This is a genomic window from Pseudoclavibacter sp. RFBJ3 (genome assembly GCF_002931375.1).
Classification (GTDB): Bacteria; Actinomycetota; Actinomycetes; order Actinomycetales; family Microbacteriaceae; genus Pseudoclavibacter.
This window is the reverse complement of sequence record NZ_PSXZ01000011.1, coordinates 1-25716: the sequence shown is the minus strand read 5'-3', so window position 1 is coordinate 25716 and position 25716 is coordinate 1. Positions and strand designations below refer to the sequence as shown.

At 70.3% G+C, this 25716-nt stretch carries 26 protein-coding genes and 1 pseudogene; 11 read left to right on the top strand and 16 right to left on the bottom strand.

The window, feature by feature from the left end; all coding sequences use genetic code 11:
- Positions 1–534 precede the first annotated feature (534 nt).
- From C5E07_RS11635 to C5E07_RS11625, 3 genes are all read right to left on the bottom strand, one after another.
- Complete coding sequence (locus tag C5E07_RS11635) at positions 535–1509, bottom strand: NAD(P)-dependent oxidoreductase (protein ID WP_104299549.1); 975 nt, start codon at positions 1507–1509, stop codon at positions 535–537.
- 41 nt (positions 1510–1550) lie between these two features.
- Complete coding sequence (locus C5E07_RS11630; protein WP_104299548.1) at positions 1551–2936, bottom strand: enolase C-terminal domain-like protein; 1386 nt, start codon at positions 2934–2936, stop codon at positions 1551–1553.
- A 99-nt stretch (positions 2937–3035) separates the two neighbouring features.
- Positions 3036–3995 carry a 5-dehydro-4-deoxyglucarate dehydratase gene (locus C5E07_RS11625; RefSeq protein WP_104299547.1) on the bottom strand — a complete coding sequence of 320 codons (960 nt, stop codon included), beginning with the start codon at positions 3993–3995 and terminating at the stop codon, positions 3036–3038.
- A 147-nt stretch (positions 3996–4142) separates the two neighbouring features.
- On the opposite strand from C5E07_RS11625, the gene C5E07_RS11620 reads away from it, so the two are divergent.
- The 9 genes and pseudogenes from C5E07_RS11620 to C5E07_RS11580 all read left to right on the top strand — a co-directional run bounded on the left by C5E07_RS11620 (position 4143) and on the right by C5E07_RS11580 (position 12411).
- The gene (locus tag C5E07_RS11620; protein ID WP_104240988.1) at positions 4143–5042 is read left to right on the top strand and encodes a LysR family transcriptional regulator; all 900 of its coding nucleotides are present in this window, start codon (positions 4143–4145) and stop codon (positions 5040–5042) included.
- 161 nt (positions 5043–5203) lie between these two features.
- Positions 5204–6532, top strand: coding sequence for an enolase C-terminal domain-like protein (locus C5E07_RS11615; protein WP_104299546.1), 1329 nt, complete (start codon positions 5204–5206; stop codon positions 6530–6532).
- A 65-nt stretch (positions 6533–6597) separates the two neighbouring features.
- Positions 6598–8409 (top strand): ABC transporter ATP-binding protein, encoded by a 1812-nt coding sequence (locus tag C5E07_RS11610; RefSeq protein WP_308471366.1) that lies wholly within the window; start codon positions 6598–6600, stop codon positions 8407–8409.
- A gap of 170 nt (positions 8410–8579) precedes the next feature.
- Positions 8580–8894 (top strand): annotated as a pseudogene (locus C5E07_RS19830) (biopolymer transporter Tol); the annotation flags it as partial.
- A gap of 71 nt (positions 8895–8965) precedes the next feature.
- On the top strand, positions 8966–9367 hold the full coding sequence (locus C5E07_RS11600; RefSeq protein ID WP_104240990.1) for an ethanolamine utilization protein: 402 nt from the start codon (positions 8966–8968) through the stop codon (positions 9365–9367).
- Positions 9368–9387: 20 nt separating this feature from the next.
- Positions 9388–10110, top strand: coding sequence for a dimethylamine monooxygenase subunit DmmA family protein (locus C5E07_RS11595; RefSeq protein WP_104299545.1), 723 nt, complete (start codon positions 9388–9390; stop codon positions 10108–10110).
- On the top strand, positions 10107–11069 hold the full coding sequence (locus C5E07_RS11590; RefSeq protein ID WP_104299544.1) for a PDR/VanB family oxidoreductase: 963 nt from the start codon (positions 10107–10109) through the stop codon (positions 11067–11069). Before C5E07_RS11595 ends, C5E07_RS11590 begins: the two co-directional genes overlap by 4 nt.
- Complete coding sequence (locus C5E07_RS11585) at positions 11066–12097, top strand: DUF3445 domain-containing protein (RefSeq protein WP_104240993.1); 1032 nt, start codon at positions 11066–11068, stop codon at positions 12095–12097. Before C5E07_RS11590 ends, C5E07_RS11585 begins: the two co-directional genes overlap by 4 nt.
- Positions 12098–12210: 113 nt before the next feature.
- Positions 12211–12411: a hypothetical protein gene (locus C5E07_RS11580; RefSeq protein ID WP_104240994.1), complete on the top strand. Its 201-nt coding sequence runs from the start codon at positions 12211–12213 to the stop codon at positions 12409–12411.
- Between the two features lie 76 nt (positions 12412–12487).
- Here C5E07_RS11580 and C5E07_RS11575 read toward each other — a convergent pair whose 3' ends face one another.
- The 3 genes from C5E07_RS11575 to C5E07_RS11565 form a co-directional block, all read right to left on the bottom strand.
- Positions 12488–13240, bottom strand: coding sequence for a sulfite exporter TauE/SafE family protein (locus C5E07_RS11575; protein ID WP_104299543.1), 753 nt, complete (start codon positions 13238–13240; stop codon positions 12488–12490).
- A 229-nt stretch (positions 13241–13469) separates the two neighbouring features.
- Positions 13470–14507, bottom strand: coding sequence for a carbohydrate kinase (locus tag C5E07_RS11570; RefSeq protein ID WP_104299542.1), 1038 nt, complete (start codon positions 14505–14507; stop codon positions 13470–13472).
- The gene (locus tag C5E07_RS11565) at positions 14504–15121 is read right to left on the bottom strand and encodes a maleylpyruvate isomerase family mycothiol-dependent enzyme (RefSeq protein ID WP_104299594.1); all 618 of its coding nucleotides are present in this window, start codon (positions 15119–15121) and stop codon (positions 14504–14506) included. Before C5E07_RS11565 ends, C5E07_RS11570 begins: the two co-directional genes overlap by 4 nt.
- A 169-nt stretch (positions 15122–15290) precedes the next feature.
- Here C5E07_RS11565 and C5E07_RS11560 point away from each other — a divergent pair, with 169 nt between their 5' ends.
- Complete coding sequence (locus tag C5E07_RS11560; protein WP_104240997.1) at positions 15291–16484, top strand: zinc-dependent alcohol dehydrogenase; 1194 nt, start codon at positions 15291–15293, stop codon at positions 16482–16484.
- Between the two features lie 184 nt (positions 16485–16668).
- Here C5E07_RS11560 and C5E07_RS11555 read toward each other — a convergent pair whose 3' ends face one another.
- The 5 genes from C5E07_RS11555 to C5E07_RS11535 form a co-directional block, all read right to left on the bottom strand.
- The gene (locus tag C5E07_RS11555) at positions 16669–17127 is read right to left on the bottom strand and encodes an SRPBCC domain-containing protein (RefSeq protein WP_104299541.1); all 459 of its coding nucleotides are present in this window, start codon (positions 17125–17127) and stop codon (positions 16669–16671) included.
- Between the two features lie 185 nt (positions 17128–17312).
- On the bottom strand, positions 17313–18056 hold the full coding sequence (locus tag C5E07_RS11550; RefSeq protein ID WP_104299593.1) for an SCO1664 family protein: 744 nt from the start codon (positions 18054–18056) through the stop codon (positions 17313–17315).
- Positions 18057–18178: 122 nt separating this feature from the next.
- Positions 18179–18787: a DUF3090 domain-containing protein gene (locus tag C5E07_RS11545; protein WP_104241000.1), complete on the bottom strand. Its 609-nt coding sequence runs from the start codon at positions 18785–18787 to the stop codon at positions 18179–18181.
- Between the two features lie 16 nt (positions 18788–18803).
- Complete coding sequence (locus C5E07_RS11540) at positions 18804–19541, bottom strand: MSMEG_4193 family putative phosphomutase (RefSeq protein ID WP_104299540.1); 738 nt, start codon at positions 19539–19541, stop codon at positions 18804–18806.
- A gap of 146 nt (positions 19542–19687) precedes the next feature.
- A complete protein-coding gene (locus tag C5E07_RS11535; protein WP_104299539.1) occupies positions 19688–21337 on the bottom strand; it encodes an ABC-F family ATP-binding cassette domain-containing protein in 1650 nt (549 codons plus the stop codon).
- Positions 21338–21706: 369 nt separating this feature from the next.
- Here C5E07_RS11535 and C5E07_RS11530 point away from each other — a divergent pair, with 369 nt between their 5' ends.
- A complete protein-coding gene (locus C5E07_RS11530) occupies positions 21707–21916 on the top strand; it encodes a hypothetical protein (RefSeq protein WP_104299538.1) in 210 nt (69 codons plus the stop codon).
- 334 nt (positions 21917–22250) lie between these two features.
- On the opposite strand, the gene C5E07_RS11525 is transcribed toward C5E07_RS11530, so the two are convergent.
- The 5 genes from C5E07_RS11525 to C5E07_RS19210 all read right to left on the bottom strand — a co-directional run.
- Positions 22251–22496: a hypothetical protein gene (locus C5E07_RS11525; protein ID WP_104241004.1), complete on the bottom strand. Its 246-nt coding sequence runs from the start codon at positions 22494–22496 to the stop codon at positions 22251–22253.
- A 387-nt stretch (positions 22497–22883) separates the two neighbouring features.
- Positions 22884–23633, bottom strand: coding sequence for an SGNH/GDSL hydrolase family protein (locus tag C5E07_RS11520; protein WP_104241005.1), 750 nt, complete (start codon positions 23631–23633; stop codon positions 22884–22886).
- 170 nt (positions 23634–23803) lie between these two features.
- Positions 23804–24172 carry a hypothetical protein gene (locus tag C5E07_RS11515; RefSeq protein WP_104299537.1) on the bottom strand — a complete coding sequence of 123 codons (369 nt, stop codon included), beginning with the start codon at positions 24170–24172 and terminating at the stop codon, positions 23804–23806.
- Complete coding sequence (locus tag C5E07_RS11510; RefSeq protein ID WP_104299536.1) at positions 24169–24879, bottom strand: DsbA family oxidoreductase; 711 nt, start codon at positions 24877–24879, stop codon at positions 24169–24171. Before C5E07_RS11510 ends, C5E07_RS11515 begins: the two co-directional genes overlap by 4 nt.
- Positions 24880–24994: 115 nt before the next feature.
- On the bottom strand, positions 24995–25716 hold a 722-nt coding region (locus C5E07_RS19210), incomplete at its 5' end, for an HNH endonuclease signature motif containing protein (RefSeq protein WP_219820076.1).

Genomic DNA, 25716 nt, shown 5'->3' with positions numbered 1-25716 from the left:
GCCGGGTGTGGGTGCTGAAGTCTCAGGTTTGTGGGGGCGCGGGGACGTGCTGTGCAGACGTGGGGGTTGCGGACTTGTTGGGCTGCGCGTGGGTGCTGACGTCCCAGGTTTGTGGGGGCGCGGGGGCGTGTTGTGCAGACCTGGGGGTTGCGCACGTGTTGGGCTGCGCGTGGGTGCTGAAGTCCCAGGTTTGTGGGGGCGCGGGGGCGCGCCGTGCAGATATGGGGGTTGCGCACGTGTTGGGCCGGGCGTGGGTGCTGACGTCCCAGGTTTGTGGGGGCGCGGGGGCGTGCTGTGCAGACCTGGGGGTTGCGCACGTGTTGGGCCGGGCGTGGGTGCTGACGCCCCAGGTTTGTGGGGGCGCGGGGGCGCGCTGCGCAGGCCTGGGGGTTGCGCACGTGCTGCGCTGCGCGTGGATGCTGAATCCACAGGTCTGGGCGAGCAGGCGGACGCGCACGCACCGCAGCATCCGCGAGACCATCTCCCCGTGAGCCTGCGGCAGGGGAGGGGCAGTGGCAGGGGCAGGGAATGGGGCTAGCGGATGACGCGCTCCAGGGGCAGGCCGGCCGCGCGCAGGTCGATGTTGCGCGCGATGTCGGCGGCCCGCAGCTCGAAGACCTGGCGGGCGTGGCCGGAGTGGTGAGGTGTGAGCACGGTGTTGGCGAGGGGCGAGAAGCGCTCGACCGACGCGGGAGCATGGCCGTCCGCATCCGGAGCTCCCCACCACACGTCGATGCCGGCGCCGGCGATGCGTCCCTCGGCGAGCGCGTCGAAGAGGGCGTCTTCGTCGACGACCCCGCCGCGCGCGACGTTGATGAGCACCAGCTCGGGCTTCGCGGCGGCGAGCTCGGCGGCGCCGATCGCGCCGCGCGTGCGCTCCGAGAGGGGGATGGAGACGACGAGCACGTCGGACGCCGCCACGAAGTCGAGCATCCGGTCTGGCCCGAAGACCTCCGCGAGGTCGATCCCGTCGGGGAGGGGAGCATCCGGCCGCTGCCGGAGCGCGATGAGGCGCATGCCGAGGGCCTGCGCGAGGCGACCCACCTCGGTCCCGATCTCGCCGACCCCGAGGAGCCCGAGGGTGGTTCCGCGCAGCATCGGGTGGAAGGGGACGCTCGCGTCGTTGCCGATGGTGCGCCACTCGCCCGCGCGCATCTGCGCATCCGCCTGCAGGGCTCGCCGGCGCAGCATGAGCGCCGTCATGACGACGTGCTCGGCGATGGCCGCGCCGTGATGGCCGGTGTTGCAGATCGTCACCCCCGGTGGCAGGGCGTCGACGCTCACGCGGTCGGCCCCCGCGCCGGTGACGTGGAGGAGCGCGTCGGGTCGGAGCGACGACGCCTGCTGGGCGGTGAGTACGGAGGCGATGACGATGTCGGCCCCGCGGAGCGCGCTTTCCAGCTCCGCGGGGCCGAGCTCGGCCGCGAAGCTCCATTCGTGCTCCCGCTCGGTGCGGGCGAGGAGCTCCGCGAAGCGGGCGATGATCGGGTCGGTCACGAGGATGCGCATGGCGGTCTCCGGCTCTCTCGAAGGGGCGGCGGGGCTCGCGGCTACCAGCGTGGGCTGGCGACGGTGTAGTCGGGCTGGAAGCGCTGCATGTAGCCGGTGTCGTCGCGCTGCGTGATGCCGCTCGCCAGGAACTGCTCGTGCAGCTTCGCGAGGCCGTCCTCGTCGAGCTCGACGCCGAGGCCGGGACCGGTCGGCACTCGGACGGCGCCGTTCACGAACGAGAGGTCGTGCGTGACGACGTCCTCGTCTGCCTGCTTCCACGGCCAGTGGGTGTCGCACGCGTAGCTGAGCGAGGGGGTCGCGGAGGCGAGGTGCACCATGGCGGCGAGGCTGATGCCCAGGTGCGAGTTGGAGTGCATGGACAGGCCCCAGTCGAGCGACTCGGCGAGCCCGCCGAGGGTGCGCGAGCGGGTGAGCCCACCCCAGAAGTGGTGGTCGGAGAGCACGATGTCGATGGAGCCCTGCTCGACGGCGGGCTTCACGTCGGCGAAGCTCACGACGCACATGTTGGTGGCGAGCTGCAGCGTCGTGCCGCGGCGCACCTCGGCCATGCCGGCGAGGCCGGGGGTCGGGTCCTCGAGGTATTCGAGCGAAGATTCGAGGGCCTTGGCGACACGCAGGGAAGTGTCGACGCTCCAGGCGGCGTTCGGGTCGAGTCGGAGCCCCAGGTCTGGGAAGGCGTCGGCGAGGGCGAGGATCGCGGCGATCTCCTGGTCGGGTTCGAAGACGCCGCCCTTGAGCTTGAGGGCCGTGAAGCCGTAGCCGTCCACCAGCTGGCGTGCCTGCTCGACGATGCCCTCGGGGGTGAGGGCTTCGCCGAACTCGTCGTCGCCAGCGCCGGGATGGCCGGCCCACTTGGAGGACCCACTCGGAGCAGGGGGATGGCCCGCCCACTTGTAAAACAAGTAGCCGCTGAAGGCGACCTCCGGCCGGAGGGCGCCCCCGAGGAGCGAGCTGACTGGCACTCCGAGGATCTTGCCCTGCAGGTCGAGGGCGGCGACGTCGAAGGGGGAGAGGACGCGGTCGGCGGTGCTCGACCCGGTCACCATGCCGCTCATGCCGTGCCCGCCCTGCGAGGTGTCGGCGACGAGGGCCGCCGCCACCTGGAAGCGCAGCCGGTTGGTATCGAACACGTTCACGCCGACGACGGCATCCGCGGCGAGGGAGAGACGGTGCAGGTGGGGTGCATCCCCGTAGGTCTCGCCGAGCCCCATGAGCCCGGCTCGTGTCCGGACCTGCACGATCGCGCGCAGCGCGTACGGCTCGTGGACGCCGACCGTGTTCAGCAGCGGCGGGTCCTTGAAGGCGACCGGCGTGATCGTGACGCTCGCGATCTCGTTCCCGGGGTTCCGGTCGAAGGGCTGTGGACGCCCGGTCTCTGCTGCTGAAGCGGCTGCGGTCTGCGTGGTTGTGCTCGACGCGGTCATGTCGTCTCCCTCGGTTCGTCGTTGAACGTCGCGGTCGGTGGTCAGATGGGTGCACCCGATTGTGCCCGACGGGCACAATCGGGTGCCCTCAGCTCAGCGTCAGGCGACGGTGGCTGCGACGCGGTCCTGCTCCGTGGGGGAGTCGGCGCGCTTCGCGAGGAGTGCCCTCGTGTCGTCGATGAGTCGCTTCAGCTCGGTGACGTGCTCCGGCTTTGCGTCGATGAGGGGCGCGCGCACGTGGCCGGCGTCGATGCCCGACAGCTTGGTGGCTTCCTTGACGAGCGAGACGGCGTACCCGGGAACCGAGTTCCGGAGGCGGACGAGCGGGTGGTAGAAGCTGCGGTTGAGCTCGGCGAGGCGTTCCTTGTCGCCCGACTCAACCGCGTCGTAGAACGCCAGGGCGATGTCGGGGGCGAACGCGAAGGACGCGGAGGAGTACAGGGGCACGCCGATGGCCTTGTAGGCCTCCTGCGCGATCTCGGCGGTGGGGAGGCCGTTGAAGAAGAGGAAGTCCTCGCCACGCGACTGGGTGTCGTCGGTGACGGAGCGCACGATGCGCGACATGAGGTCGATGTCGCCGACGCCGTCCTTGAGGCCGATGACGTTCGAGATGCGCGAGACGGTGACGGCGCTGTGCTCGTCGAAGCGGGCGGTGCTGCGGTGGTAGACGATGACGGGGAGCGTCGTGGCCCCGGCGACCTCCTCGACGTAGGCGACGAGCCCCTCGCTCGGGCCTGCGACGAGGTAGGGCGGGAGGAGGAGGATGCCGTCGGCGCCGACGGCTTCCGCGCTGCGCACCTGCGCCTTGGCGTCGGCGACCGTGCCGCCGGCTCCCGCGAAGACGGGGGTCGCCTTCTTGGTGGTCTTCACGGCGGTGTCGACGACGGTCGTGTACTCGTCGAGGCTCAGGGCGTGGAATTCGCCGGTGCCGCAGGCGATGAAGATGCCGCCGGGCTCATGGGCGAGGCCCTGCTCGAGGTGCTGCGCGAGGGCTGCGACATCGACGGCATCGTCAGCCGTGAAGGGGGTGACCGGGAAGAAGAGGATTCTGTCGAGCACGTCGATCTCCTTAGTTGCGTGTCTCCGCGGTGCGTCGTTGCACGGTGCGGCTGTTCCGAGTTGTTTGCCCGGCTATCTGCGACGCTATGGTCTTATGGATGCGCAAACAAACTAAAGTGTGGATGAATCAATGTTGGGAGTGAATTGATGTTTACCCTGGTCCAGCTTGAGTGCTTCGTCGCCGTCGCCGAGGAACTGCATTTCGGGGCGGCCGCCGAGCGGCTCCGGATGACGCAGCCGCCCATCAGTCGTCAGATCCAGCAGCTCGAGCGCGAGCTCGACACGCAGCTGTTCGTGCGCACGAGCCGCCGGGTCGCGCTCACGGAGGCGGGGCGCACGCTGCTGCCGAGTGCTCGCAAGCTCATCGACCTCTCAGCGAAGGCGGCCGCCGACGTCCGCGCGGTCGGCGAGGGCGCGACGGGCACGCTCACGGTGGGCTACACGGCGGTCGCCGCGCACAGCGTGCTCCCCAAGCTGCTTCGGGCGGCGGCCGAGGAGCTGCCGGGCCTCCAGCTCATCCTGCAGGAGTCGGTGACCGTCGACCAGATGGATGAGCTCGAGCGCGGGACGGTCGACATCGGCCTGCTGCGTCCCATGCGCGACCGGCCTGGCGTGCAGTCGACGACGGTGCTGACGGAGCGTCTGGTCCTCGCCCTCCCGAAGGGCTCGAGGCTCGCGGAGTTCAGTGGACCGATCTTCCTGAGCGACCTCAACGACGAGGCGCTGCTCATGTACTCGCCGGGCGGTGCGCGCTACTTCCACGACCTGCTGCTCAGCATGTTCGTCGCCTCCTCGAGCCACCCGCGCATCGTGCAGTACGCGGGCCAGGTTCCCGCGCTGCTCGCCCTCGTGAACGCCGGCATCGGCGTGGCCCTCATCCCGGAGTCGGCGACGCAGCTCGCCCCGGATGGGGTCATCTGCCGGCCGGTCGCCGACGGCGACCGCTCCGAGCCCTACAACCGCGTGCATCTCGATATCGCGTGGCGCGAGGATTCCGAGAACCCCCTCGTGAAGGCGGTCGTCGAGCTCATGCAGCGCCACGCGTGAGGCGCCGGGTCCAGGGTCGAGCTCTCGTGATCAATGTCGAAGGCGCATCCGATCATGCCGAATTCGCCCTCGATCGAATGGATGCTGCTCTTTAGAGTGGCAATACGGCACCGTGGCCAACGCCACGCGTGACCAGTCAGCGCGGCGATGGAGGCGGAGCTATGAACCAGGTGACGGTCGAGAAGTGGGACGTGATTCCCGTGGCGGGCCACGACAGCATGCTGCTGAATCTCAGCGGAGCCCACGCGCCCCTCTTCACACGCAACCTCGTGAAGCTCACGGACAGTGACGGGCGCGTCGGCATCGGCGAGGTGCCGGGCGGTGAGAGCATCCGCTCCACGCTCGTGGCCTCCGCGGAGCTCATCGTCGGCAGGCCGGTCGCCGACTACCGGGCGATCCTCCGCAGCATCAACGAGGAATTCGCCTGGCAGGACAGCGCGGGACGCGGCGCGCAGACGTTCGACCTCCGCACCACCGTGCACGTCGTCACCGCCTGGGAGTGCGCGCTGCTCGACCTCCTCGGCCAGCAGCTCGGCCTGCCCATCTCGTCCCTCCTGGGCGAGGGCAGGCAGCGCGAGACGGTCGACGTGCTCGGCTACCTCTTCTTCGTCGGCGACCCCGACGCCACTGGCCTCGACTACCTGCGCGGCGACGACGACAGCGACGCCTGGGGTCGGGTGCGGCGCGAGACGGCGCTCGACAGCGACGGGGTCGTCCGGCTCGCGACGGCGGCGCAGGAGCGCTACGGGTTCCGCGACTTCAAGCTGAAGGGCGGCGTGCTGGAGCCATCCGTCGAGGCTGGGGTCGTCACCGACCTCGCCGCCGCGTTCCCGGATGCCCGCATCACGCTCGACCCGAACGGCTCCTGGCCGCTCGCGGAAGCCCTGCGCCTCGGCCCGGACCTCAAGCGGGTCCTCGCCTACGCCGAGGACCCGGTCGGCGCCGAGAGCGGCTACTCGGGCCGTGAGGTCATGGCCGAGTTCCGCCGTGCGACGGGCATGCGGACGGCCACGAACATGATCGCGACCGACTGGCGCGAGCTCGGCCACGCCATCCGCTCGCAGGCCGTCGACATCCCGCTCGCCGACCCGCATTTCTGGACCATGAGCGGCTCCGTGCGCGTCGCGCAGCTCTGCGACGAGCTCGGCCTCACGTGGGGCTCCCACTCCAACAACCACTTCGACGTGAGCCTCGCCATGTTCACGCACGTCGCGGCCGCCGCCCCGGGAACGCCGACGGCCATCGACACGCACTGGATCTGGCAGGACGGGGAGGAGCTCACGACGGCCGCCCCGAAGATCGAGGACGGCGTCATCCGCGTGCCGACGGCCCCCGGCCTCGGGGTCACGCTCGACGACGACGCCGTCCGCCGCGCGCACGAGCTCTACCTGGGTCTCGAGAACTCGGCGCGCGACGACGCGTTCGCGATGAAGACCTTCATTCCCGAGTGGGCATTCCACCCGAAGCGGCCGGCGCTCGTCCGCGCCTAGCGGGCGACGCACGAGCACCCAGAGCAACCAATCCAACACGACGAGGTGTGAGAATGGACCAGCGAATGACGCAGCAGCAGCTCCAGGCCGAAGAACTGGCCGAGGCGGCGGGGCGAGCCGAGGCTCCCCAGCCCGACCTGGTGGCGAACGACGACAAGGCCGGGAGGCCCATGCTCCTCTCCGTGCGCGACCTCTGCATCTCCTACGGCATCGGCGGCCGAGCCGTCGACGCGGTGCGGGGTGTCTCCTTCGAGCTGTACGCGGGGGAGGTCCTCGCGGTCGTGGGGGAGTCGGGCTCCGGCAAGAGCACCGTCGCGCACGCGCTCATCAACCTGCTCGCCCCCAACGCGACCGTGACGTCGGGCGAGATCAAGTTCGACGGTGAGCCCATCCAGGGGTTCAGCGACGCGCAGTGGCGCGGCATCCGCGGTCGCCGCATCGGGCTCGTCCCGCAGGACCCGGCCCTGTCGCTCAACCCGACGACGAAGGTCGGCGCGCAGGTCGCGGAGCCGCTGCTCATCCACGGACTCGCGAGCCGGAAGGACGCCCACGCCGAGGCGGTGCGCCTGCTCGACATGGCGGGGCTCACCGAGCCCGCCGCTCGCGCGCAGCAGTACCCGCACGAGTTCTCCGGCGGCATGAAGCAACGCGCGCTCATCGCGACGGCGCTCGCAGGTCAGCCCGAGATGGTCATCGCCGATGAGCCGACGAGCGCGCTCGACGTGACGGTGCAGAAGCAGATCCTCGACCACATCGACTCTCTTGTGCAGGAGCTGGGCACCGCGGTGCTCATGATCACGCACGACCTCGGGGTCGCCGCCGACCGCGCCGACCGCATCATCGTCATGCGCAAGGGGGAGATCGTCGAGACGGGCACCGCCGACGACGTCATGCTCCGACCGCAGCACGACTACACGAAGAAGCTCCTGCGCGCGGCGCCCAGCCTCCACAGCCACGAGGCGCGCACCGTGCTCGTGACGGACAAGGCGATGGGCAGGGCCGCAGGCGCGGTGACGGGAGCGGCCGCGGGGGCGAAGAGCGGTCAGGCCGCGGATGCGCGTGCCGGCGCTCCCGACATCAGCTCGCCGCTCCTGCGGGTCGAGAACCTCACGAAGGAGTTCGCCCTGCCCGGTGGGCGCGGCGGCAAGAAGAGCCTGACGGCCGTCGACAACATGAGCTTCGACCTGCACCGCGGCGAGACGCTCGCGGTGGTCGGGGAATCTGGGTCGGGGAAGAGCACGACCGCGCGGCTCGTGCTGCGTCTCGAGAAGCCCACCTCCGGCCGAATCGTCTTCGACGACCAGGACATCACCGACCTCGAGGGGGAGCGGCTGCGGGCGCTCCGTCGCAGGTTCCAGATGGTCTACCAGAGCCCGTACGCCTCGCTCAACCCGCGCTTCTCGATCGAGCAGCTCATCGCGGAACCGCTCGTCTCGTTCAAGCTCGGCGACTCGAAGTCGCGCGCGAAGCGGGTGCGGGAGCTCCTCGACCAGGTCGCGCTGCCGCAGCTGTTCCTCAACCGCGGGCCCGACGAGCTCTCCGGCGGTCAGCGCCAGCGCGTGGCGATCGCGAGGGCGCTCGCCCTCGAGCCGGAGTTCATCGTCCTCGACGAGGCCGTCTCGGCGCTCGACGTGTCCGTGCAGGCGCAGATCCTCGACCTGCTCACCGAGCTCCAGCAGGAGAACGACCTCACCTACCTGTTCATCACGCACGACCTCGCGGTCGTCGCGCAGATCTCCGACCGGGTCGCCGTCATGAAGAACGGGGTGCTCGTCGAGCTCGGGAAGACCGGGGACATCCTCATGAAGCCGCAGGAGCCCTACACCCGCAAGCTCATCGACGCCATCCCCGGGCACGGGAGCTCGCACGCCGCGTAGGCTCGGCGCCCATGGGCGACGACGGAGACGATGGAGACGAGGCAGACGCGGGCCGCGGAGGCTGTGGCGCTGAGCAGCCTGATGCCGCTGCACAGGGCGGTGATGCTGCGCAGGAGGGCAACGCTGGGCAGGACGGCGACGCTGGGCAGGACGGCAATGCTGGGCAGGGCGACGACGCTGCGCAGGACGACGAGCGGTGGCTCGTCGTCAAGGGTCGACGCTGGCGGCGCACCGACCCGGCGCTGCCTGCGGATATGGTGGAGCGCCTGAAGTCGCATCTCGGGCGCGGCCGTTCCGGGGTCGGTGCTGCAAAGCGCCGAGGTGACGATGTCGCGGTGGCTGAGGCTCGGACGAGGGTCGGCCTTGCCAAGCACGGCCTCGGGGAGCGCGGCCCACGTTGGTGGGACGAGCCTGAGGAGGCTCGTCTGCAGCGCGCCGGGGAGGCGCTCACTGATCTCGATGCCCTCGACGAGTCGGGCACCTGAGGTCTCGACCGCCACACGATCGACCACCACTGTTTACACGTGGGAAACTGTGTTCACTGGATACTTGGTTCATGAGCACTGAATTCCTGAGCGTCGACGCCGTGACCACCGCCGTACCGCCGTTCCGGGTGACCCCGGACTTCTGGTCCGAGCTGCCCCGGATGCCGCTCGAGCAGTACCCGGGCACTGACGGTTACATCGCGGACGTCTACTCGAACCCCGACGGATCCGCCATGTCGGCGGGCTACTTCGCCTTGAACCACACCGATGCGCCGCTCGACTACTTCTACGACTACGACGAGATGAAGGTCGTGCTCTCCGGCACGTTCCGCCTCGAGAACGTCGACACGGGGCAGGTCTCGTTCGCGGGCCCGCGGGACGCGATCTTCTTCCCGAAGGGATCGCGCATCCTGTTCAGCACCGAGGATTCGGCGCTCGCGTTCTACGTCGGCCACCGCTCCGTCGCGCCCTGACCGTGATGGAGGCGACAGTCGTGGAACCGGTGGCAGGCGGTGCAGCGGTCGAGACCGAGGTCGCCCATGGGGTGAGCCTGGCCGCGACGAGCTCGTCTCGCTGGCGGCGGCTGCTGGCTTCGGGGAGCAGCCGGGACGCGCATCCCGACCTGGGCGAGGACGCTCGCGCCCGCTGCATCACGTTCCTTGTCGACACGGCGGATGAGGCGTGTACCCGCGACGGGGCCGGCGCCGGCATCGTCGTCGAGCTCGGGGATGTGGCCTCGCCCGCATCCCGAGCACGGATCGACGCCGCGCTCGCGCGGGCCCGGACCGGGTGGCGATTCCGCGTCGGCGGCGACGAGGCCGCTCTCGGTGCGTTGCGGGCGATCCTGCACGGGGCGGGTGTCCTCGACGAGGAGATCGAGTTCGTGCTGGCTGCGCCCGGGCAGAGCGACGCGCAGGTCACGGTGTACTGCGGCCACTGCCACGCGAAGACGCGCACGACGGCGGCGCAGACGAGCAGTCCGGCGGATTCGGCGCAGCAGGCCGCGCCGGCCGAGCTGGTGTACTGCGGGGGATGCGGCATCGCGCTCACCGTGTACTACCACTATTCGCGTCGCCAGGGCGCCTACCTGGGGTACTTCGCCGGTGCAGAGCAGGGCCGTGCCGATCAGGAGCCTGCCGATCGGGACCCCGCCGAGCACCCCTCGGCGGGTCGACGCCCCGTCACGTGTGAGCGCTCAGAACTGGCGCTCGCGTGAGCGGCGCCGTCCTCGACCTTGTCGTCGCCGGTGTCAGCGAGCTCTGCGTCGGCGTCCGCGCCATCGAGCTGCGGGACCCGGCGGGCCGCGTGCTGCCGTCGTTCGCCCCGGGGAGCAGCATCGCGGTGCAGCTCGGCGACGGGTCGCGCAACTCCTACTCGCTGACCGGCCCCGGTCGCCGCCCCGGCCACTACTCCGTCTCGGTGCGGCTCGACGACCGCGGGCGGGGCGGGTCGCGGTGGATGCACGATCGCAGGATCGGCGACCCCGTCACGGTCAGTGTGCCCTCGAGTGCGTTCCCGCCGGTTCTGTCCGCCCGCCATCACCTGCTCGTCGCGGGCGGCATCGGCGTCACGCCGATCCTGTCCCATGCGAGGGCGGCGGCCGAGTGGGGTCGCTCGTTCGAAGTGGTCTACGCGTTCGGCGCCGGCGGGGGTGCGCACCGTGAGGAGCTCGAGCGCCTCAGCGGCGGGCGTCTCACCGTGTGCGGCAGCAGGACCGCGTTGGGTGAGCACCTCGACCAGGCGCTCCTCGACCAGCCCCTTGGCGCCCACCTCTACGTGTGCGGGCCGGTGGCCATGATCGACGCCGTCCGCAGGGCGGCGCTCGCCGCCGGGTGGCCCGCGGCGCGCATCCACGCTGAGGCCTTCACGGCTCCAGAGCTCGAGCCAGGCGATGCGTTCGACGCGCGGCTCCTGGGCCTCGGTCGGACGATCCGCGTCGAGTCGGGCACGACGCTCCTCGACGCCCTGCTCGCCGAGAACGTTCCGGTGCCGAACCTCTGCAGGCAGGGCGTCTGCGGTGAGTGTCGCGTCGGCGTCCGACCGGCGCGCGGCGCGGAGATGGCCGGCATCGAGCACCGCGACAGCTTCCTCACCGAAGAGGAGAAGGGCCGCGGCGACTGCCTCATGCCGTGCGTCTCCCGCCCGAGAGGCGAGATCCTGGAGCTTGAACTGTGACCGCATTCGCCGCCCGCGAGGTCGACCATTCGGTCGCCGTCGCCGGATTCCCCTTCCCGTTCCCCAAGGAGACCTACCGGTACAGCACGAACGTGGAGCCCGCCTCGGTGCCCCGCGCGACGCCGGTCGGCTCCTGGGGCGAGCATCCGGTCGACATCGACCATGCCTACCGCGGCGAGCTCGCTGAGCGGGCCCGCATTCTCAGCGCCGACCCCTCGCGGCTGCAGTGCCTGCCGCACATGGTGCCCGCCGCGTGGGATGCGATGTTCGTGCTCATGGAGCGGCTCTCCGAGGCCTACCCCGAGCACATGAGCCTCACGCGTGAGGGCGGGGGCTGGCACTGGCACAACGGACTCCTCGGCATCGACCGCTGCTTCGCGGTCGGTGAGTCCTCCTCGATGCCGGAGGGGCCCCTCGGGTTCATCGGCCAGCAGATGCAGGAGGACGTCGTGCTCCTCGACCAGCGCGACGACGAGCTCTGGGCCGACGCCGGGCTCGTGACGTTCGCCGCGGACTGGTCGTTCGGCTTCGACGTGGGCATGTCGTTCCTCGAGATCCACGGGCCGGTGCCTCGCGTGCACGACGAGGGGGTCATCCCTCGGGCCCAGGCGTTTCTCCTGCGGCTCGAGCCTGGTCAGAGCTACCGGCGCACGAACTGGACCCTGACCGTGGATGGGAAGCTGGACACGTCGACGGAGACGTACCCCGAGTGGGGGCCGGATAGGACCTCGCTCGTCGACGGACCGCTCGCGGACGTCGGCACGCGACTCCACCTTCGAACCGAGGTGCAGCACCTCATCCGCCTGCCAGAGTCGAACGCCATCATGTTCCTGATCCGCAGCTACCTGCTGCCGTTCGCGGCGCTCGCGACGGTGCCGGAGTGGGCGGTGCGGACGGCGGACGTGCTCGAGGAGCTCCCGGAGGACATGGCCGAGTACAAGGGCGTCAGTCGCACGCGCGAGGTGGGCATCCGCTGGCTGCGGGAGTTCGGCGGAGCCTGCGATGGCGAGGCCGCAGGGGCTGCCTAACTGCTCTGGTGGTTGCTGGTTGGTGGTCGCCGGTGCCGGCCAGCCACCGCTCGCGCCTCGGCGCCTCGAGCCCGCACGGCGGTGGCGTCGGGCTGCTGTGTAGCCTTGCCGTCATGGCTGATGCTGACCAGGTCCCATCCGAACTCGCCGACGAGACTGAGCCGCCAGCGCTCACCCAGCAGGAACGCGCCGAGGCGACGCTCCGGTCGATCATGTCGGGCGGCAACCTGACCGCCGAGACCATGAAGCTCTCGAACGAGTTCACCGACCGCCACGTGTCACGCCTGAAGGCGCTCTTCCGGCGGTCGCCCTAGCAGGTGCGGGCTGGCGGCCGGAGGCGAGGAGCGATCTCGGGCAGGCAGCGATGTCGGCCGAGAAGCGATCTCAGCGTCAGACGAGCAGGTAGACGGCGCCGGCGACCGTGAGTACGAGCACGATGCGGTCGAACACCTTCTGGCTCAGGCGGGGTGCGAGCCAGCGCCCGAGGAAGGCCCCGCCGATGAGGAGCGGCACGAGGAGCAGGTCGAGCACGAGGGTGCCCGGAGTGATGAGCCCGAGGCCGACCGAGAACGGCAGCTTGGCGATGTTGACGATCGCGAAGAACCAGGCGGCCGTCCCCAGGAAGGCCTTCACGGGGAACTTCGCGGCGAAGAAGTACATGGCCATGACCGGGCCGCCGGCGTTGGCGACCATGGTCGTGAACCCGCCGAGCGAGCCGTAGCCAGCGCGAGCGACCTTCGCCGCCCGATCGCTCGGCGTCTCCGGGGTGCGGTAGCGGCGCCACACGGTGATCGTGACGAGGATGAGCAGGATGATGCCGATGACACGGCGAACCCAGCTGTCGTCGGCGAAGGCGAGGAACGCGGCACCGGCGAGGAGGCCGACGGCGACGGCCGGGATGAGCTTGACGAGCGTCGGCCAGTCGGCGTGGCGGCGGTAGGTCCACAGGGCGAACATGTCGCCGACGATGAGGAGCACGAGCAGCGCCCCCGTCGACTGCTTGGCGGGGAGGACCGCGGCGAAGGTCGCGACGGAGAGCGTCGTGACCCCCGGCAGGGCGGTCTTCGAGACGCCGACGGCGAACGCGGCGACGGCGAGCAGCACCCAGGCGAACGTGGGGAGTTGGGGGAGCAGCTCGAGCATCAGAAAAGTCTAGGCCCGAACTCGGTTTTGTCCTGTCGTGACGACAACGGAGCGCTCGGTACCTGTCGGCCGGTGTCTCTGCGCCCGCGCCCGCTGCGCTCGCGCCTGCTGCCCCGCGCCCGTTGCCCCGCACCCGTCGCCGAGCGTCAGAACCCGAGCGCCGGATCCCGAGCACCAGCCTCCACCCTCCACCCCGAGGCACGGCCCCGAGGCACAGACCCGGGGCGCCCTAGCCGAGTCGGGGCGCTGGCTCCTCGCCGGCCAGCTCCTGCGGCCAGGGTGGGTTGGCGCCCGCACGCGCCACGGTGACGGCCGCGCTGCGTGCCGCGGTCGCGAGGGCCGCATCCGCCCACGCATCTTCATCGAGGCCTTCGACGAGCGCGTGGCGGGTGCTCGCGGCGGAGACGGCGTGCAGGAGTCCGGACATGAAGGCGTCGCCGGCGCCGACGGTGTCGACGACGCGGACCGGCGGAGCCTCTGCGGTGAGCTCACGCCGTGACGTGCGTGCGAGTGCGCCCTCGCTGCCGCGGGTCATGACGGCGAGGCGCGCTCCGAGCGTCGTGAAGCGCCGCAGCACCTCGGAGGGGGAGACGCCCGGGTAGAGCCACTCGGCGTCTTCGTCGCTCAGCTTCACGACGTGGCTGAGCGAGGCGAGTGCTTCGACGCGCTCGCGCACCGTCTCGCGGTCGCCCATGATCGCCGCGCGCACGTTGGGGTCGTAGCTCGTGAGGATGCCGCCGCGCGCCCTGGCCTCGGCGAAGGACGCACGGACGACTGCGCCGCCAGGGTCGACGACCGCGCCGATCGACCCGGTGTGGAGCACGTCGACGCCATCGAGGTGCGGTGTCGGCAGCGAGAAGTCGAGGTCGAACTCGTAGCTGGCGCTGCCCTGCGCGTCGAGGGTGGCCTTCGCCGTCGAGGTGCGCTCGCCGTCGAGTGCTCCGTCGACGAGCGCGACGCCGGACTCCTCGAGGTGCGTGAGCACGAGGCGCCCGAGCTGGTCGTCGGCGAGGCGCGCGGCGAGCTGGGAGGGATGGCCGAGACGCGCGAGTCCCACGGCGACGTTCATGGGGGAGCCGCCCGGCAGGGCGCGCCCCTCCGGGGAGTCGGCGTCTCCCGGCAGGAGGTCGACGAGGGCTTCACCGAGCACGAGGGTGCTCGCGAGGTGGGTGCTCGTGAGGTGACCTGCGGAGTCGTGGCGCTCGGACCTGTCGTGGCGTTCGGAACTGGACGCTGTGCTGTCGGTGGATGGTTCCCGCTGGTTCATGAGATCGCCTCCGGTGCGACATCGCGACCGCTCAGCCACATGAGCAGGTCGATGGCTGTTCCCCGGACGGCCGGCCCGTGGCCGAGCGTCAGAGATCGGTCTGGTGAGGCACCCGCGTCGATCGCGACGAGGGTGCGGTCGGCGGCGAGCTCCCGGCCGCCGCCCATGGCGACGGGCGTCTTGCGCTGGTGGGCGATCGCCTCGAGCACCGCGGCGCGCGGGTACGTGTGGGTGATGCCGAGGGGCCTGCGGATGTCCTCGCCGTGCACGAACGCTTCCACGTAGCGCGTTGCCGCGGGCGTCGGTGCGCTCGAGGTGCGTCCGGCGGCGGCTCGGAAGCGCTCGAGCGTGTCGCGCGGATGCTCCTGCCGCTCGGCTTCCATTCCGCGCTGGTTGAGGGCGTCGAAGTCGAACCGCGCCGACGCGAGCTGCGCGACGAAGCTGAACGGCGTGGTCTTCGCGTCGTTCACCAGGTGCGCGAGCACATCGTGCACCGTCCACCCCGTGCAGAGGGAGGGGGTCGCCCAAGCCGGGTCGTCGAGCCGCTCGAGGTCCGCGATGAGCGCCTCGCGCTCCGCGTGCACAACGCTCCAGGGTGCTCCCGATCGACTCACGTGCACGACGCTACCGCCTCGGCGAGCTCCCGGCGAGCCGCAGATGCGGCTGGGAAGTCAACCCCGCGCGGCGCAGAGGCGCCGGTCCGTAGCCTCGGGGCGAACCCCAGGGATCTCCGGGCGCCCGCTCGAGGCAGGCGCCCGTTGTCCCGCGAAGAGAGGAATCCTCATGCGCGCACTCACCTGGCAGTCGACCGGCAAGGTCACCGTCGAGACGGTCCCGAAGCCCCTGATCCAAGAGACGGGGGACGCGATCATCCGCGTCACCTCGGCCGCGATCTGCGGCTCCGACCTGCACCTGTACAGCGTCTTCGGGCCGTTCCTCGCGAAGGGCGACATCCTCGGCCACGAGACGATGGGCATCGTCGAGGAGGTCGGCGACGGGGTGACGAAGCTCAGCGTCGGCGACCGGGTGGTCGTGCCGTTCGTGATCGCCTGCGGCGACTGCGTCGCCTGTCATTCCGGCCTCTCCACGCAGTGCGAGGTGACGCAGAACACCGATCAGGGCACCGGTGCCGAGCTGTACGGCTACACGGAGCTGTACGGATCGGTGCCAGGCGGGCAGGCGGAGTACCTGCGCGTGCGCCTCGCCGACAACAACGCCATCAAGGTTGGCCACGAGCTGTCCGACGAGCGGTACCTGTTCCTCAGCGACATCCTCCCCACGGCCTGGCAGGGCGTCCAGTACGCGAACGTCCCGGCGGGCGGAACCCTCGCGGTCCTCGGGCTCGGACCGGTTGGCCAGTTCGCGGCACGCATCGGGAAGCACCTCGGCTACCGGGTGCTGGGGGTCGACCCGGTGCCCGAGCGTCGCGCGCTCGCGGAGCGCTACGGGGTCGAGGTCTTCGACTACGACTCGCAGACCGCGGAGGCCCTCCGCGCCGCGACCGAGGGGCGAGGGCCGGACTCGGTGGTGGATGCGGTCGGGCTCGAGGCGCACGGTGCCGGTGACGGCAGCGGGATCGCAGAGATCGCGCAGAAGGGCGCCGGGCTGCTCCCGGATGCGCTCGCCAAGAAGGTCATCGAGACGGTCGGCGTCGACCGACTCTCCGCCGTCATGCTGGCCATCGACGCGGTGCGCCGCGGCGGGACGGTCTCGCTCAGCGGGGTGTACGCGGGAACGGCCGACCCGATGCCGCTCATGACGATGTTCGACAAGCAGCTGACGCTGCGCATGGGCCAGTGCAACGTGCAGCGGTGGATCCCCGAGCTGCTTCCGCTCGTCGAGGACCGCAGTGATCCGCTCGGCACCGAGGACCTCGTCACGCACCGCATGCCGCTCGAGGATGCGCCCCGCATGTACGAGGTGTTCCAGAAGAAGACGGATGGGTGCATCAAGGTCGTCCTGAAGCCCCGAGGCTGACGCGCGACGTCTGAACCCGTGCGGCTGATGCACGTCGGCTGATGCAGCGAGGCTGACGCACCACGGCTGGCAGAGATCATGGGCTGCCAGCCGTTGCGCGTCTCGCAGGGCCGACCAGGCGACCCATGCGGGCGCCTGGTCGGCACGCGGAAGATCTCCCTCGCGCGCTGCAGCGCTTGACCTGTCAGCGAGCGACGTGCCTGGCGAGGTTCTCGAGAGCCTGGGTCCAGCCGTCGTAGACGTTGTCATCACCCGGCTCGCCCGCGATGCCTCGCACGTGCAGCGCGACCTCGGTCTCGTCGCCGCTCGCGGTGACGTCGACGGTCACGACAGGGGACTCCGCGGGGTCGTCGTCGGGGGAGCCCCACGTGAAGACGAGCCGGTCGGGTTCCGAGACGAGGAGGTAGGTGCCCGCCGTCGGATACTCCTCACCATCCTCGTCGTTCACCATCGTGTACCGGTGGGTGCCGCCCTCGCTCACGTCGACGGCGATGGAGTCCCGCGGCGTCGAGACCCCGGCCGGGTGATGCCAGAGGGTGAGCTCGTCCGGGTCGGTCCACGCACGCCAGACCCGCTCGCGGGGAGCCCCGACGCTGCGGTGCAGGGTGAATTCGGGTTGGGCGACGGCTTCCGGACTGGTCATGGCGTCTCTCCTCTGCCTCTGTCGACTCGAGGGCAGCTGCAGATTCGTCAGCATGCGAGCCGAGCTGGCAGCAGGTTAGATGCCACGGTTTGGAGTCGCCTCGGAGCGTCCGGAGCATCCGGAGCGTCCGGAGTGCCCGGGTCGGTCAGGTTGTCCGGGCCGGTCGGAGCGGCTGCAGGGTGCGATCAGAAGAGCGGCCAGGGGGCGGCGGGCATGTCGCCTTCAGGGGCGGGGAACTCACCGTCCTGAACCAGTCGGTCGACGCGCGCTGCGAGCTCGTGGAGCTCGACGTCGGACAGCAGCTCGGACAACCGCGCCCCGAGCCCAGAGTCGCGTTTGTCGTCGAGTGCCGCCCGGAGCTTCCGGACGCTTGCCAGCTCCTCGCCCGTGAACCCCTCACCGACCCAGCCCCAGAGCACGGTGCGCAGTTTCGGTTCGGCGTGGAAGGAGAGGCCGTGGTCGACGCCGTAGCGGTGGCCGTCTGCCATGGCGAGGACGTGTCCGCCCTTGCGGTCGGCGTTGTTGACGATGGCGTCGAAGATCGCCATGTGGCGCATGGTCTGGGAGTCCTCGTGCACGAGGACGACCTCGCGACCGGTCTCGTCCTCGCCGGTGAGCACGGTCCGCCATCCGGTGTCGGGCACCTCGGAGGCGTCGACGAGGTCGACGGCATCCTGAGACTCGTCGATGTCCTGCCACAGCTGCAGCATGCCTGGCCCGAACTGGCCGTCGCCGAGCCAGGTGCGGGGCACGATGTTCCAGCCGAGGCTCTCGGAGACGAGGTAGGCGGCGACCTCCCGCTTGGCGAGGTCGTTGTTCGGGAAGTCCCACAGCGGTCGTTCGCCCTGTGAGGGCTTGTAGACGACTTCGACGGGTTCCTCACCGAGCACCGTGTAGTTCCCGACGAAGGAGGCGTTGGAGGCGCCCATCAGCCTCGCGGTGAGCTCGAGGGTCGGCTCGTTCGGCGTCGTCTCGACGGACGAGGTCCCGTCGTCGGGTGTGTCATCGTGCGCCACGTCAGTGTTCGGTTCTGTGTTCGGTGCTGGGTCGGTCACAGGCCGTCGTCGGCCGGGCAGTCGTGGCCTTCGGGGTCCTTGGGGAGGCCGCAGCGCGGGCAGAGCGATCGGCCGGCGCCCACGATCTCGAGGGTGCGCTTCGCGAAGGCGCGCGCCGAGCCGACGGGGATGCGGACGCGCAGCAGCTCTTCCGGCTCGACGGCTTCGACGAGCTCGTCGAGGCCCGCCATGCGGGCGAGCTCGGCCTCGAGGGCCTCGGTGTCCGCATCCGCATCGATCTCGAGTTCGACTTCGACCACGGGGATCACCTCGAGGATGACCTGCGCGGTCGCCGGCTCCCAGCCGAGGCCGATGGTTCCCACGCGGAAGCGCCCGTCGACGGGCGTGTCGAGCGGTTCCTCGTCGATGAGCTCGATGGGGGTCGAGCTGGGGACGCTGTAGCGGTTCCCGTCCTCGAGCATCAGCTGGTCGAGGATCTCGTCGACCTTCTCGGCGAGCAGCGCCGACTGCTCCTTCTCGAGGATGACGCTGATGACGCGGGCGCCGTCGCGGGCTTGCAGGTAGAAGGTGCGCTCGCCGGGCTTGCCGAGCGTGCCGACGATGAATCGGTCCGGCCAGTCGAATTCGTGCACGAGGGTCGTCATGGTCTCAAGCCTATGCTCAGGACGCTCTGCCCGCGCCGCCGCCGACGGTCGCGTCGCCCGAGTGGGACGCGCCATCCGGGGAAGTCTGGGCCGGGACGAGCCAGGCGAGGTCGCCGGCATCGGAGTTGATGATGGGGACGCTCGGGCGCGCCTTGCCGTAGCTGATGATCGAGGTGGAGGCGGGGCCGACCGCGAGGCGCTGGAACAGGTCGAGGTGCATGCCGAGGGCGTCGGCGAGGATCGACTTGATGATGTCGCCGTGGCTCACGGCGACCCACACGGCGCCGGGTCCGAACTCGCGCTCGACCTCCGCGTCGTGGCGGCGCACGGCGGCGACTGCCCGAGACTGCATGGTGGCCATCGACTCCCCGTCGGGGAAGGTGACGGCGGAGGGCTGCGTCTGCACGCTCGCCCACAGCTCCTCCTTGGCGAGATCGGCGAGCTTCCGGTTCTGCCAGGCCCCGTAGCCGCACTCGGTGAGGTCGTCGTCGACGAGGTCGAGGGCCGGCTCCAGGTGCGCATCCGCGAACGGTGCGGTCGGCTGCTGGGCGCGAATGGCTGCAGCTGTCTCGAGGCAGCGCTCGAGGGGGCTCGTGACGAGCCGTGCCAGGGGCACCGCGGCGAGGCGAGCCCCGGTCGCTGCGGCCTGTGCGCGGCCGGTCTCGTCGAGGAGGACTCCGGGGGTGCGTCCCGCGAGCAGCCCGCTCGCGTTCGCAGTGGTGCGTCCGTGTCGGACGAGGATGACGGTGGCCATGCGGCACAGCCTAGGACGTGCGCGGCGGCGGGAGCCGTGCGGGCGTCCAGGTCCGAGCCGTGCGCGGCGGGAGGCTCTGTTGTCGGGAGGCTCTGCTGTCGGGAGGCTCCTGCGTTCGGAGGCTCCCGGGTGCGCCGCCGCGACCGTCACCGTTCCGTGAGCTGACCGCCCTCGACATGCCAGGCGCGGTTCAGCTGCACGGTCTCGAGCATCCGCCGGTCGTGCGTGACGAGGAGGAGGGTGCCCTCGTAGCTCTCGAGGGCCTGCTCGAGCTGCTCGATGGCGACGAGGTCGAGGTGGTTGGTCGGCTCGTCGAGCACCAGCAGGTTGACACCCCGGGCCTGGAGGAGCGCGAGCCCTGCCCGGGTTCGTTCGCCGGGGGAGAGCTCGTCGGCGCGGCGTCCCACGTGGTCGGCCTTGAGGCCGAATTTGGCGAGCAGGGTGCGCACCTCGGCGGTTGGCCAGTCGGGAACCTGGGCTTCGAACTGCTCCGCGAGCGGCGCTGGCCCGGTGAGGGCGGCCCTTGCCTGGTCGATCTCACCGAGGGCGACGCTGGAGCCGAGGCTCGCGGTTCCCGAGTCCGGCTGGATGTGCCCGAGCAGCAGGCGCAGGAGCGTCGATTTTCCTGCCCCGTTCGGGCCGGTGATGCCGATGCGGTCACCGGCGTCGACCTGCACGGAGACGGGCCCGAACGTGAAGCTCCCGAGGTGCAGCTCGGCGCGGGAGAGCGTCGAGACCACGGAGCTGGAACGGGGAGCCGTGCCGATCGTGAACTGCAGCTGCCATTCCTTGCGCGGCTCCTCGACCTCGTCGAGGCGCGCGATCCGGCTCTCCATCTGGCGCACCTTCTGCGCCTGCTTCTCGCTCGACTCCGTGGCCGCTTTCCGCCGGATCTTGTCGTTGTCCGGTGCTTTGCGCATGGCGTTGCGCACGCCCTGGCTCGACCATTCGCGCTGCGTCCTGGCCCGCCCGACGAGGTCCGCCTTCTTGTCCGCGAACTCCTCGTACTCCTCGCGTGCGTGGCGCTTCGCCGTTGCCCGCTCCTCGAGGAACGCCTCGTACCCGCCGCCGTACACGTGGTTGCTGTGCTGGGCGAGGTCGAGTTCCAGCACGCGGGTGACGCTCCTGGCGAGGAACTCGCGGTCGTGGCTCACGAGGACGACGCCACCGCGGAGGCCCTGGATGAACGCCTCGAGCCGTTCGAGCCCATCGAGGTCGAGGTCGTTGGTCGGCTCGTCGAGGAGCACGATGTCGAAACGGGAGAGCAGGAGGGCGGCGAGGCCGACTCTCGCGGCCTGCCCGCCGGAGAGGGAGGTCATGAGGGCGTCGGCGCTCAGCTCGAGTCCGAGCTCGGCGAGGACGACCGGGAGGCGCTCTTCGAGGTCTGCAGCTCCGCTCGCGAGCCAGCGCTCGAGGGCGACGGCGTATACGTCACCGGGGTCCGGGGCACCTGGCTTCACCTCCTCGGCGAGGGCCTCGGCCGCCGCATCCATCTCCGCGGTGGCTTCGGTGGTGCCGGTGCGGCGGCCGACGTACTGGGCCACGGTCTCTCCCGCGACGCGCTCGTGCTCCTGGGGGAGCCAGCCGATGAAGGCATCGGCCGGCGCGAGCGACACACTGCCCTCCATGGGTTCGTCGATGCCGGCGAGGAGGCGCAGCAGCGTCGACTTGCCCGCGCCGTTCGCGCCCACGACGCCGATCACGTCGCCGGGGGCGACGACGAGGTCGAGGGACGAGAAGAGCGTGCGGTGGTCATGGCCACCCGCGAGGTCCTTGGCGACGAGGGTTGCGGTCATTGCTCTATGTTCGCGCACTCTGGGAGCCCTTGCGGACGGCTCGCGGGCTCGCGCACCTCCGCGGCATTCGGCGGCCACCCCTTGACCGGGTGCGGGGCCGGGCCGACACTGAACTCACCGCCCACGAACCTCAGCTGGCTGGGGTGAGGCGCCATACATGATCCCGCCGTGCCGGATGCGAAGAAGCGATGCGAGCGGCACTGAGCCGCGCAGCTTTGTCGAGGCGGTGACGCACCGCGGCCTTCGCAGATCCGGGGCGAGTCCACGTCTCGCGTGCACGCCGTTCGGAGCCTCGAGTGCTTCCCTGGGGTGAGTGGGGCGGCAGTCAGTCGCCCGCGAGGATCCGAGCGCAGTGAGGCGGCGAAGATCATGGGAGTCACCAGCATCGAAGAGGGAGTTCCCGAGGGCGAGGAGAGGTGGCGAGACGAAGGCGGCTCCGGTGAGAGCACGCACTTCCACGCACACGGCTGGCGTCCCGACCCCGTGGTACCGAGCTCGGCGCCGTCAGCGGCGGCCGCCCCCGATGGGGTGACGCCGCCCGCCCCGGTGCCGACCGGCGCGGACGAACAGGCCCGCTAGCTCAGGGCCGCTCGCTGACAGTGGGACTCGAGGTCGCGCAGGAGGAGACGTGTCCGAGATCGCGTCCGGCACGACGCTGAGCGGGGCAGCCCTGGACTGGAGCGCTCGGCATGACGCAGCCGCACGAGGCAGTCCAGCTGGGTGCGCCGGTTTTGCGGCTGGGCCGCTAGCCGGACGCACCTGAAATTCTGATGCGCCCGCTCTCCGGATGCCGCCGCTTGCAGCTGGACCCGCCATCCGGACGCACCGCTGTGCAGATGCACCCGCTGTCCGGATGCACCCACCGTGCTCATGCGCCCGCTCTGCAGCGGGGCCGGACATCTGACTGGGGCCGCTACCCGGCTGTGCGGGTGTTGGCGGGAGCGCGGCGTCCGGTCCGGCGGCGCCGGGGACGTGCCGCCGCGACGTCCGATTGGTCGTGCTCGACGGGGAAGAGGGCCTCGGAGAGGGCTTCCTGGGCTTCGTCGAGCGTCCCGTAGTCGCCGATGCTCTGGCCCTGTGGGCCCTGGAGGGTGTGCAGTCCGGTGTCTGCGATCGTGATGAAGCCAGCGAACTCGTCGCTGATGGTTGCCGCGTACACGTCGTCGTCGGCTTGTCGCCAAGAGACTCGAGGTGCGGGCAGGGTAAATGGTATTGCGAGTGTGATGCGATTCTTCGTTTCGTTGCGGCGCAACCCGCCAGCGTTGGCGGGGCGCGTTCTTTCAAGCATGTGTGCGCCGCTGTGGGCGCCTGCTGGTCAGCCGACTCGTGCTCGTGAGCAGGGTGGGCGTCTCGGACTTGGGTCCTGGTGGCCACGGATCCGGTGGCGCGGATGGCGACAGGCAGGATCTGGAATGTCCGCGAGAAGCGGGGTGACCATGCGTCGACTCAACCACTATACGGCACGAACCCTGAATGGGAAGGTTTTCTCATGAGCGATGACATCGACGGCAGCGTCTGCGGGCCGCCGCTCTCGCTGACCGTGCTGCTAGTCGGTGGCGACCGGGTCGAGCGTCGGGTACTTCGGCGTGCGCGAGTCACCTGACGACTTGCCGGTGAGCCGACGGCCGATCCAGGGAAGCACGTACTCACGCCAGTACTCGGAGTTGCGGGGTCGCTGGATGCTGGGGGTCTGGGGTCCGAAATCAGGTGCTGGCACGTCGAGGGCGGTGAGGACGTTCGCGGCGACCCTCCGGTGGCCGCTCACACCCATGTGGAGGCGGTCGCGCGACCAGTAGTCGAGGTGGCGCAGCTCAGGGTCCGCCCAGTTGTCGACGAAGGTGATGCCGGGTTGCGGCGGCATCTTGGCGTGCACCGCGGCGGCGAGCGCGTCTCCGCGCGCGGCGATGCGCTTACCCATGGGGAGGTGGTCCGAGGGGTTCGCGCCCGAGAGGAGGATGACGTGGATGCCGGCATCGAGTGCCTGCTTGGCGCCGTCGACGAGCCGCTGGGCGACGTCATCGATGGACACGCGGGGGCGGAGGATGTCGTTGCCGCCGCCGTTGAGGCTCATGAGCTGCGGCTTGAGGGCAATGGCGGCGGGGAGCTGCTCTTCGAGGATCGCGTCGAGAAGTCGCCCCCGGATGGCGAGGTTCGCGTAGGTGACCGGCTCCGGCGACGAGACGGCGAGACCCTGCGCGACGAGGTCAGCCCAGCCGCGCACCCGGCCATCCGGCAGCTCATCGCCCACGCCCTCGGTGAAACTGTCACCAACGGCGACGAAACTCGTGAATCCCATGCGGAGAGTCCATCACACCGGAGCACCCGCGCCGCTCAGGAGCTGAGACGCGCGCCGGAGCCAACTCGCGCTCTTCCTGCTGCCTCGGCGGCGGGGGAGTTCAGAGCCGAGCTGCTGTGCGCGACGCTGCTCTGCCCTGCCCTGCCCTGTGCTGCCCTGCCCTGCTCTACTCAGATCAGGCAGGCGTCGCCCTCGCAGGCGATGCCTGCGTCCCCCAGCATCGTGAAGCCGCCTGCCTGAACGGACCCCTGAGCGGCGTCCGAGTTTGCGTCCACTGCAGCTGGCGTCACGCCCGAAGCGCTCAGGGTGCCAGTGCTCACGCTCGAAGTGCCCGTGCCCGTGCCAGTGCTCACGCTCGAAGTGCCTGAGCCCGTGCCCGTGCCCGAGCCCGCAGTCGCGGCCGCATGCGCAGTTGCCCCTGGAGTCGCCGTCGCCGTCTGCGGAGCCGCCGCAGCTGGATCCACGGCCGCAGCAGGAGTGGGGGCGTCGGTCGTGGCGGTGGCGGACTCGTTCACGCCGTCGGTCAAGTGGTCGGTCACGCGGTCGTGTTGTCGCGGTCGGTGGTGACCTTGTTCAGGACATCCGCGAAGGTCGCCGCTTCCTGGGCCCCGGAGACGCCGTACTTGCCGTCGATGACGAAGAACGGGACGCCTTGGATGCCGTACGCCTGCGCCTGCTGCTGGTCGGCGAGGACATCGTCGTGGTGGACTCGCTCTTCGAGCGCGTGCACGGCAGCGGCGCGGTCGAGGCCGAGCTCTTCGGCGAGGTCGGCGAGCACTGCGATGTCGCTGAGGTCGCGTCCTTCGACGAAGTAGGCCTTGAGGAGGCGCTCCTTCGCGTCGAGCTGGCGACCGTTGGCCTTCGCGAAGTGGATGAGCTCGTGCGCGCGCACGGTGTTGACGTGCTGGACGGAGTCGAAGTCGTAGTCGAGGCCGACGTCCTTCGCGATGCCGGTGACGCGGTCGAGCATCTGCTCGACCTGCACGACGGGGAGTCCCTTGCGCTCGGCGAGGTACTCGGTGGTCGAGCCGTGGAAGTCGATGGGCGTATCGGGGGACAGCTCGTAGCTGTGGTATTCGATCTCCACGGTCGGGGCGTCACCCGACGCGGAGAACTGCTCGATGCCGCTCTCCAGTTTCCGCTTGCCGATGTAGCACCAGGGGCAGGCGATGTCCGACCAGATGTCGATGCGGATCGGAGCCTGGGTTGATGCGGCCTGAGATGTGTTCTGCGCTGCTGTCGTCACACGCAATGCAACAGGGCCCCTTTCTCGCCTATTCCCAGGCGAAGCCTGCGGGCCGACGGTCCAGACGGCACGCCGACGGACCCCTTCCTCAACCCTCGAGTGGAGTCGAGTCGAGTCAGAACGGTGGCTCGGGAGGGGCGCTGGGCGCCGCGGGCGGAGGATCCTCGTCTCGTTCGCGGGGCGGTTTGCTGCCTCGCCGCCAGGGCAGGTCGTCGGTGGGTGTGAAGGTGGGGCCGTGGGGTTCGGGGTGGTCTGTGTAGGTTTTTCCGCTTGGGGTGGTCCATTCGAGGGTGCCGCCGTCGTGTTGGGTGACGGTCCAGGCGGTGTGGTGCTTGATGATGTGGTGGTTTTTGCAGAAGTCGCTGAGGTTCCAGGTGGCGGTTGTCCCGCCGTATTGGTGGTCGATGGTGTGGTCGAGTTCGCAGTTCGTGGCGGGTTGGCGGCAGCCGATGAAGCGGCAGTGGATGTCTCGGGCTTTCAGGAAGGCGCGCATGGCCGCGGTGGGGGTGTAGGAATCGACGGTTTGGACGGCTCCGGTGATGGGGTGGGTGAGGAGGCGGATGAAGGCGGGTGCGGTCGCGGCGAGGCGTTTCGCGTCTTCGATGGGCATGGGGGACATGCCCTCGAGCAGCGCCGGGGCGCGGCGAGGGCGGCCATCTCTGCCGGTTTCGGTCGGGCCGCCGCCGCCGCCGCCGCCGCCGCCTCCGCCTCCGCTGCCGTCCACGCCGGTGTCGGTGAGGGTGAGGAGTGTCGTGATGGGGATGCTGAGCTGGACGGTGGCTTGAATGCCTTTCGCGGCGCTCGAGACGGTGGGGTCGCTCGTGAGGAGCAGGTCCG

Excerpts from the sequence above, each read along its gene's own strand:
- C5E07_RS11635 (WP_104299549.1), bottom strand. The coding sequence starts at position 1,509 with ATGCGCATCCTCGTGACCGACCCGATCATCGCCCGCTTCGCGGAGCTC.
- C5E07_RS11630 (WP_104299548.1), bottom strand. The coding sequence starts at position 2,936 with ATGACCGCGTCGAGCACAACCACGCAGACCGCAGCCGCTTCAGCAGCA.
- C5E07_RS11620 (WP_104240988.1), top strand. The coding sequence starts at position 4,143 with ATGTTTACCCTGGTCCAGCTTGAGTGCTTCGTCGCCGTCGCCGAGGAA.
- C5E07_RS11615 (WP_104299546.1), top strand. The coding sequence starts at position 5,204 with ATGAACCAGGTGACGGTCGAGAAGTGGGACGTGATTCCCGTGGCGGGC.
- C5E07_RS11610 (WP_308471366.1), top strand. The coding sequence starts at position 6,598 with ATGACGCAGCAGCAGCTCCAGGCCGAAGAACTGGCCGAGGCGGCGGGG.
- C5E07_RS11600 (WP_104240990.1), top strand. The coding sequence starts at position 8,966 with ATGAGCACTGAATTCCTGAGCGTCGACGCCGTGACCACCGCCGTACCG.
- C5E07_RS11580 (WP_104240994.1), top strand. The coding sequence starts at position 12,211 with ATGGCTGATGCTGACCAGGTCCCATCCGAACTCGCCGACGAGACTGAG.
- C5E07_RS11575 (WP_104299543.1), bottom strand. The coding sequence starts at position 13,240 with ATGCTCGAGCTGCTCCCCCAACTCCCCACGTTCGCCTGGGTGCTGCTC.
- C5E07_RS11570 (WP_104299542.1), bottom strand. The coding sequence starts at position 14,507 with ATGAACCAGCGGGAACCATCCACCGACAGCACAGCGTCCAGTTCCGAA.
- C5E07_RS11560 (WP_104240997.1), top strand. The coding sequence starts at position 15,291 with ATGCGCGCACTCACCTGGCAGTCGACCGGCAAGGTCACCGTCGAGACG.
- C5E07_RS11555 (WP_104299541.1), bottom strand. The coding sequence starts at position 17,127 with ATGACCAGTCCGGAAGCCGTCGCCCAACCCGAATTCACCCTGCACCGC.
- C5E07_RS11550 (WP_104299593.1), bottom strand. The coding sequence starts at position 18,056 with ATGGGCGCCTCCAACGCCTCCTTCGTCGGGAACTACACGGTGCTCGGT.
- C5E07_RS11545 (WP_104241000.1), bottom strand. The coding sequence starts at position 18,787 with ATGACGACCCTCGTGCACGAATTCGACTGGCCGGACCGATTCATCGTC.
- C5E07_RS11540 (WP_104299540.1), bottom strand. The coding sequence starts at position 19,541 with ATGGCCACCGTCATCCTCGTCCGACACGGACGCACCACTGCGAACGCG.
- C5E07_RS11535 (WP_104299539.1), bottom strand. The coding sequence starts at position 21,337 with ATGACCGCAACCCTCGTCGCCAAGGACCTCGCGGGTGGCCATGACCAC.
- C5E07_RS11530 (WP_104299538.1), top strand. The coding sequence starts at position 21,707 with ATGGGAGTCACCAGCATCGAAGAGGGAGTTCCCGAGGGCGAGGAGAGG.
- C5E07_RS11520 (WP_104241005.1), bottom strand. The coding sequence starts at position 23,633 with ATGGGATTCACGAGTTTCGTCGCCGTTGGTGACAGTTTCACCGAGGGC.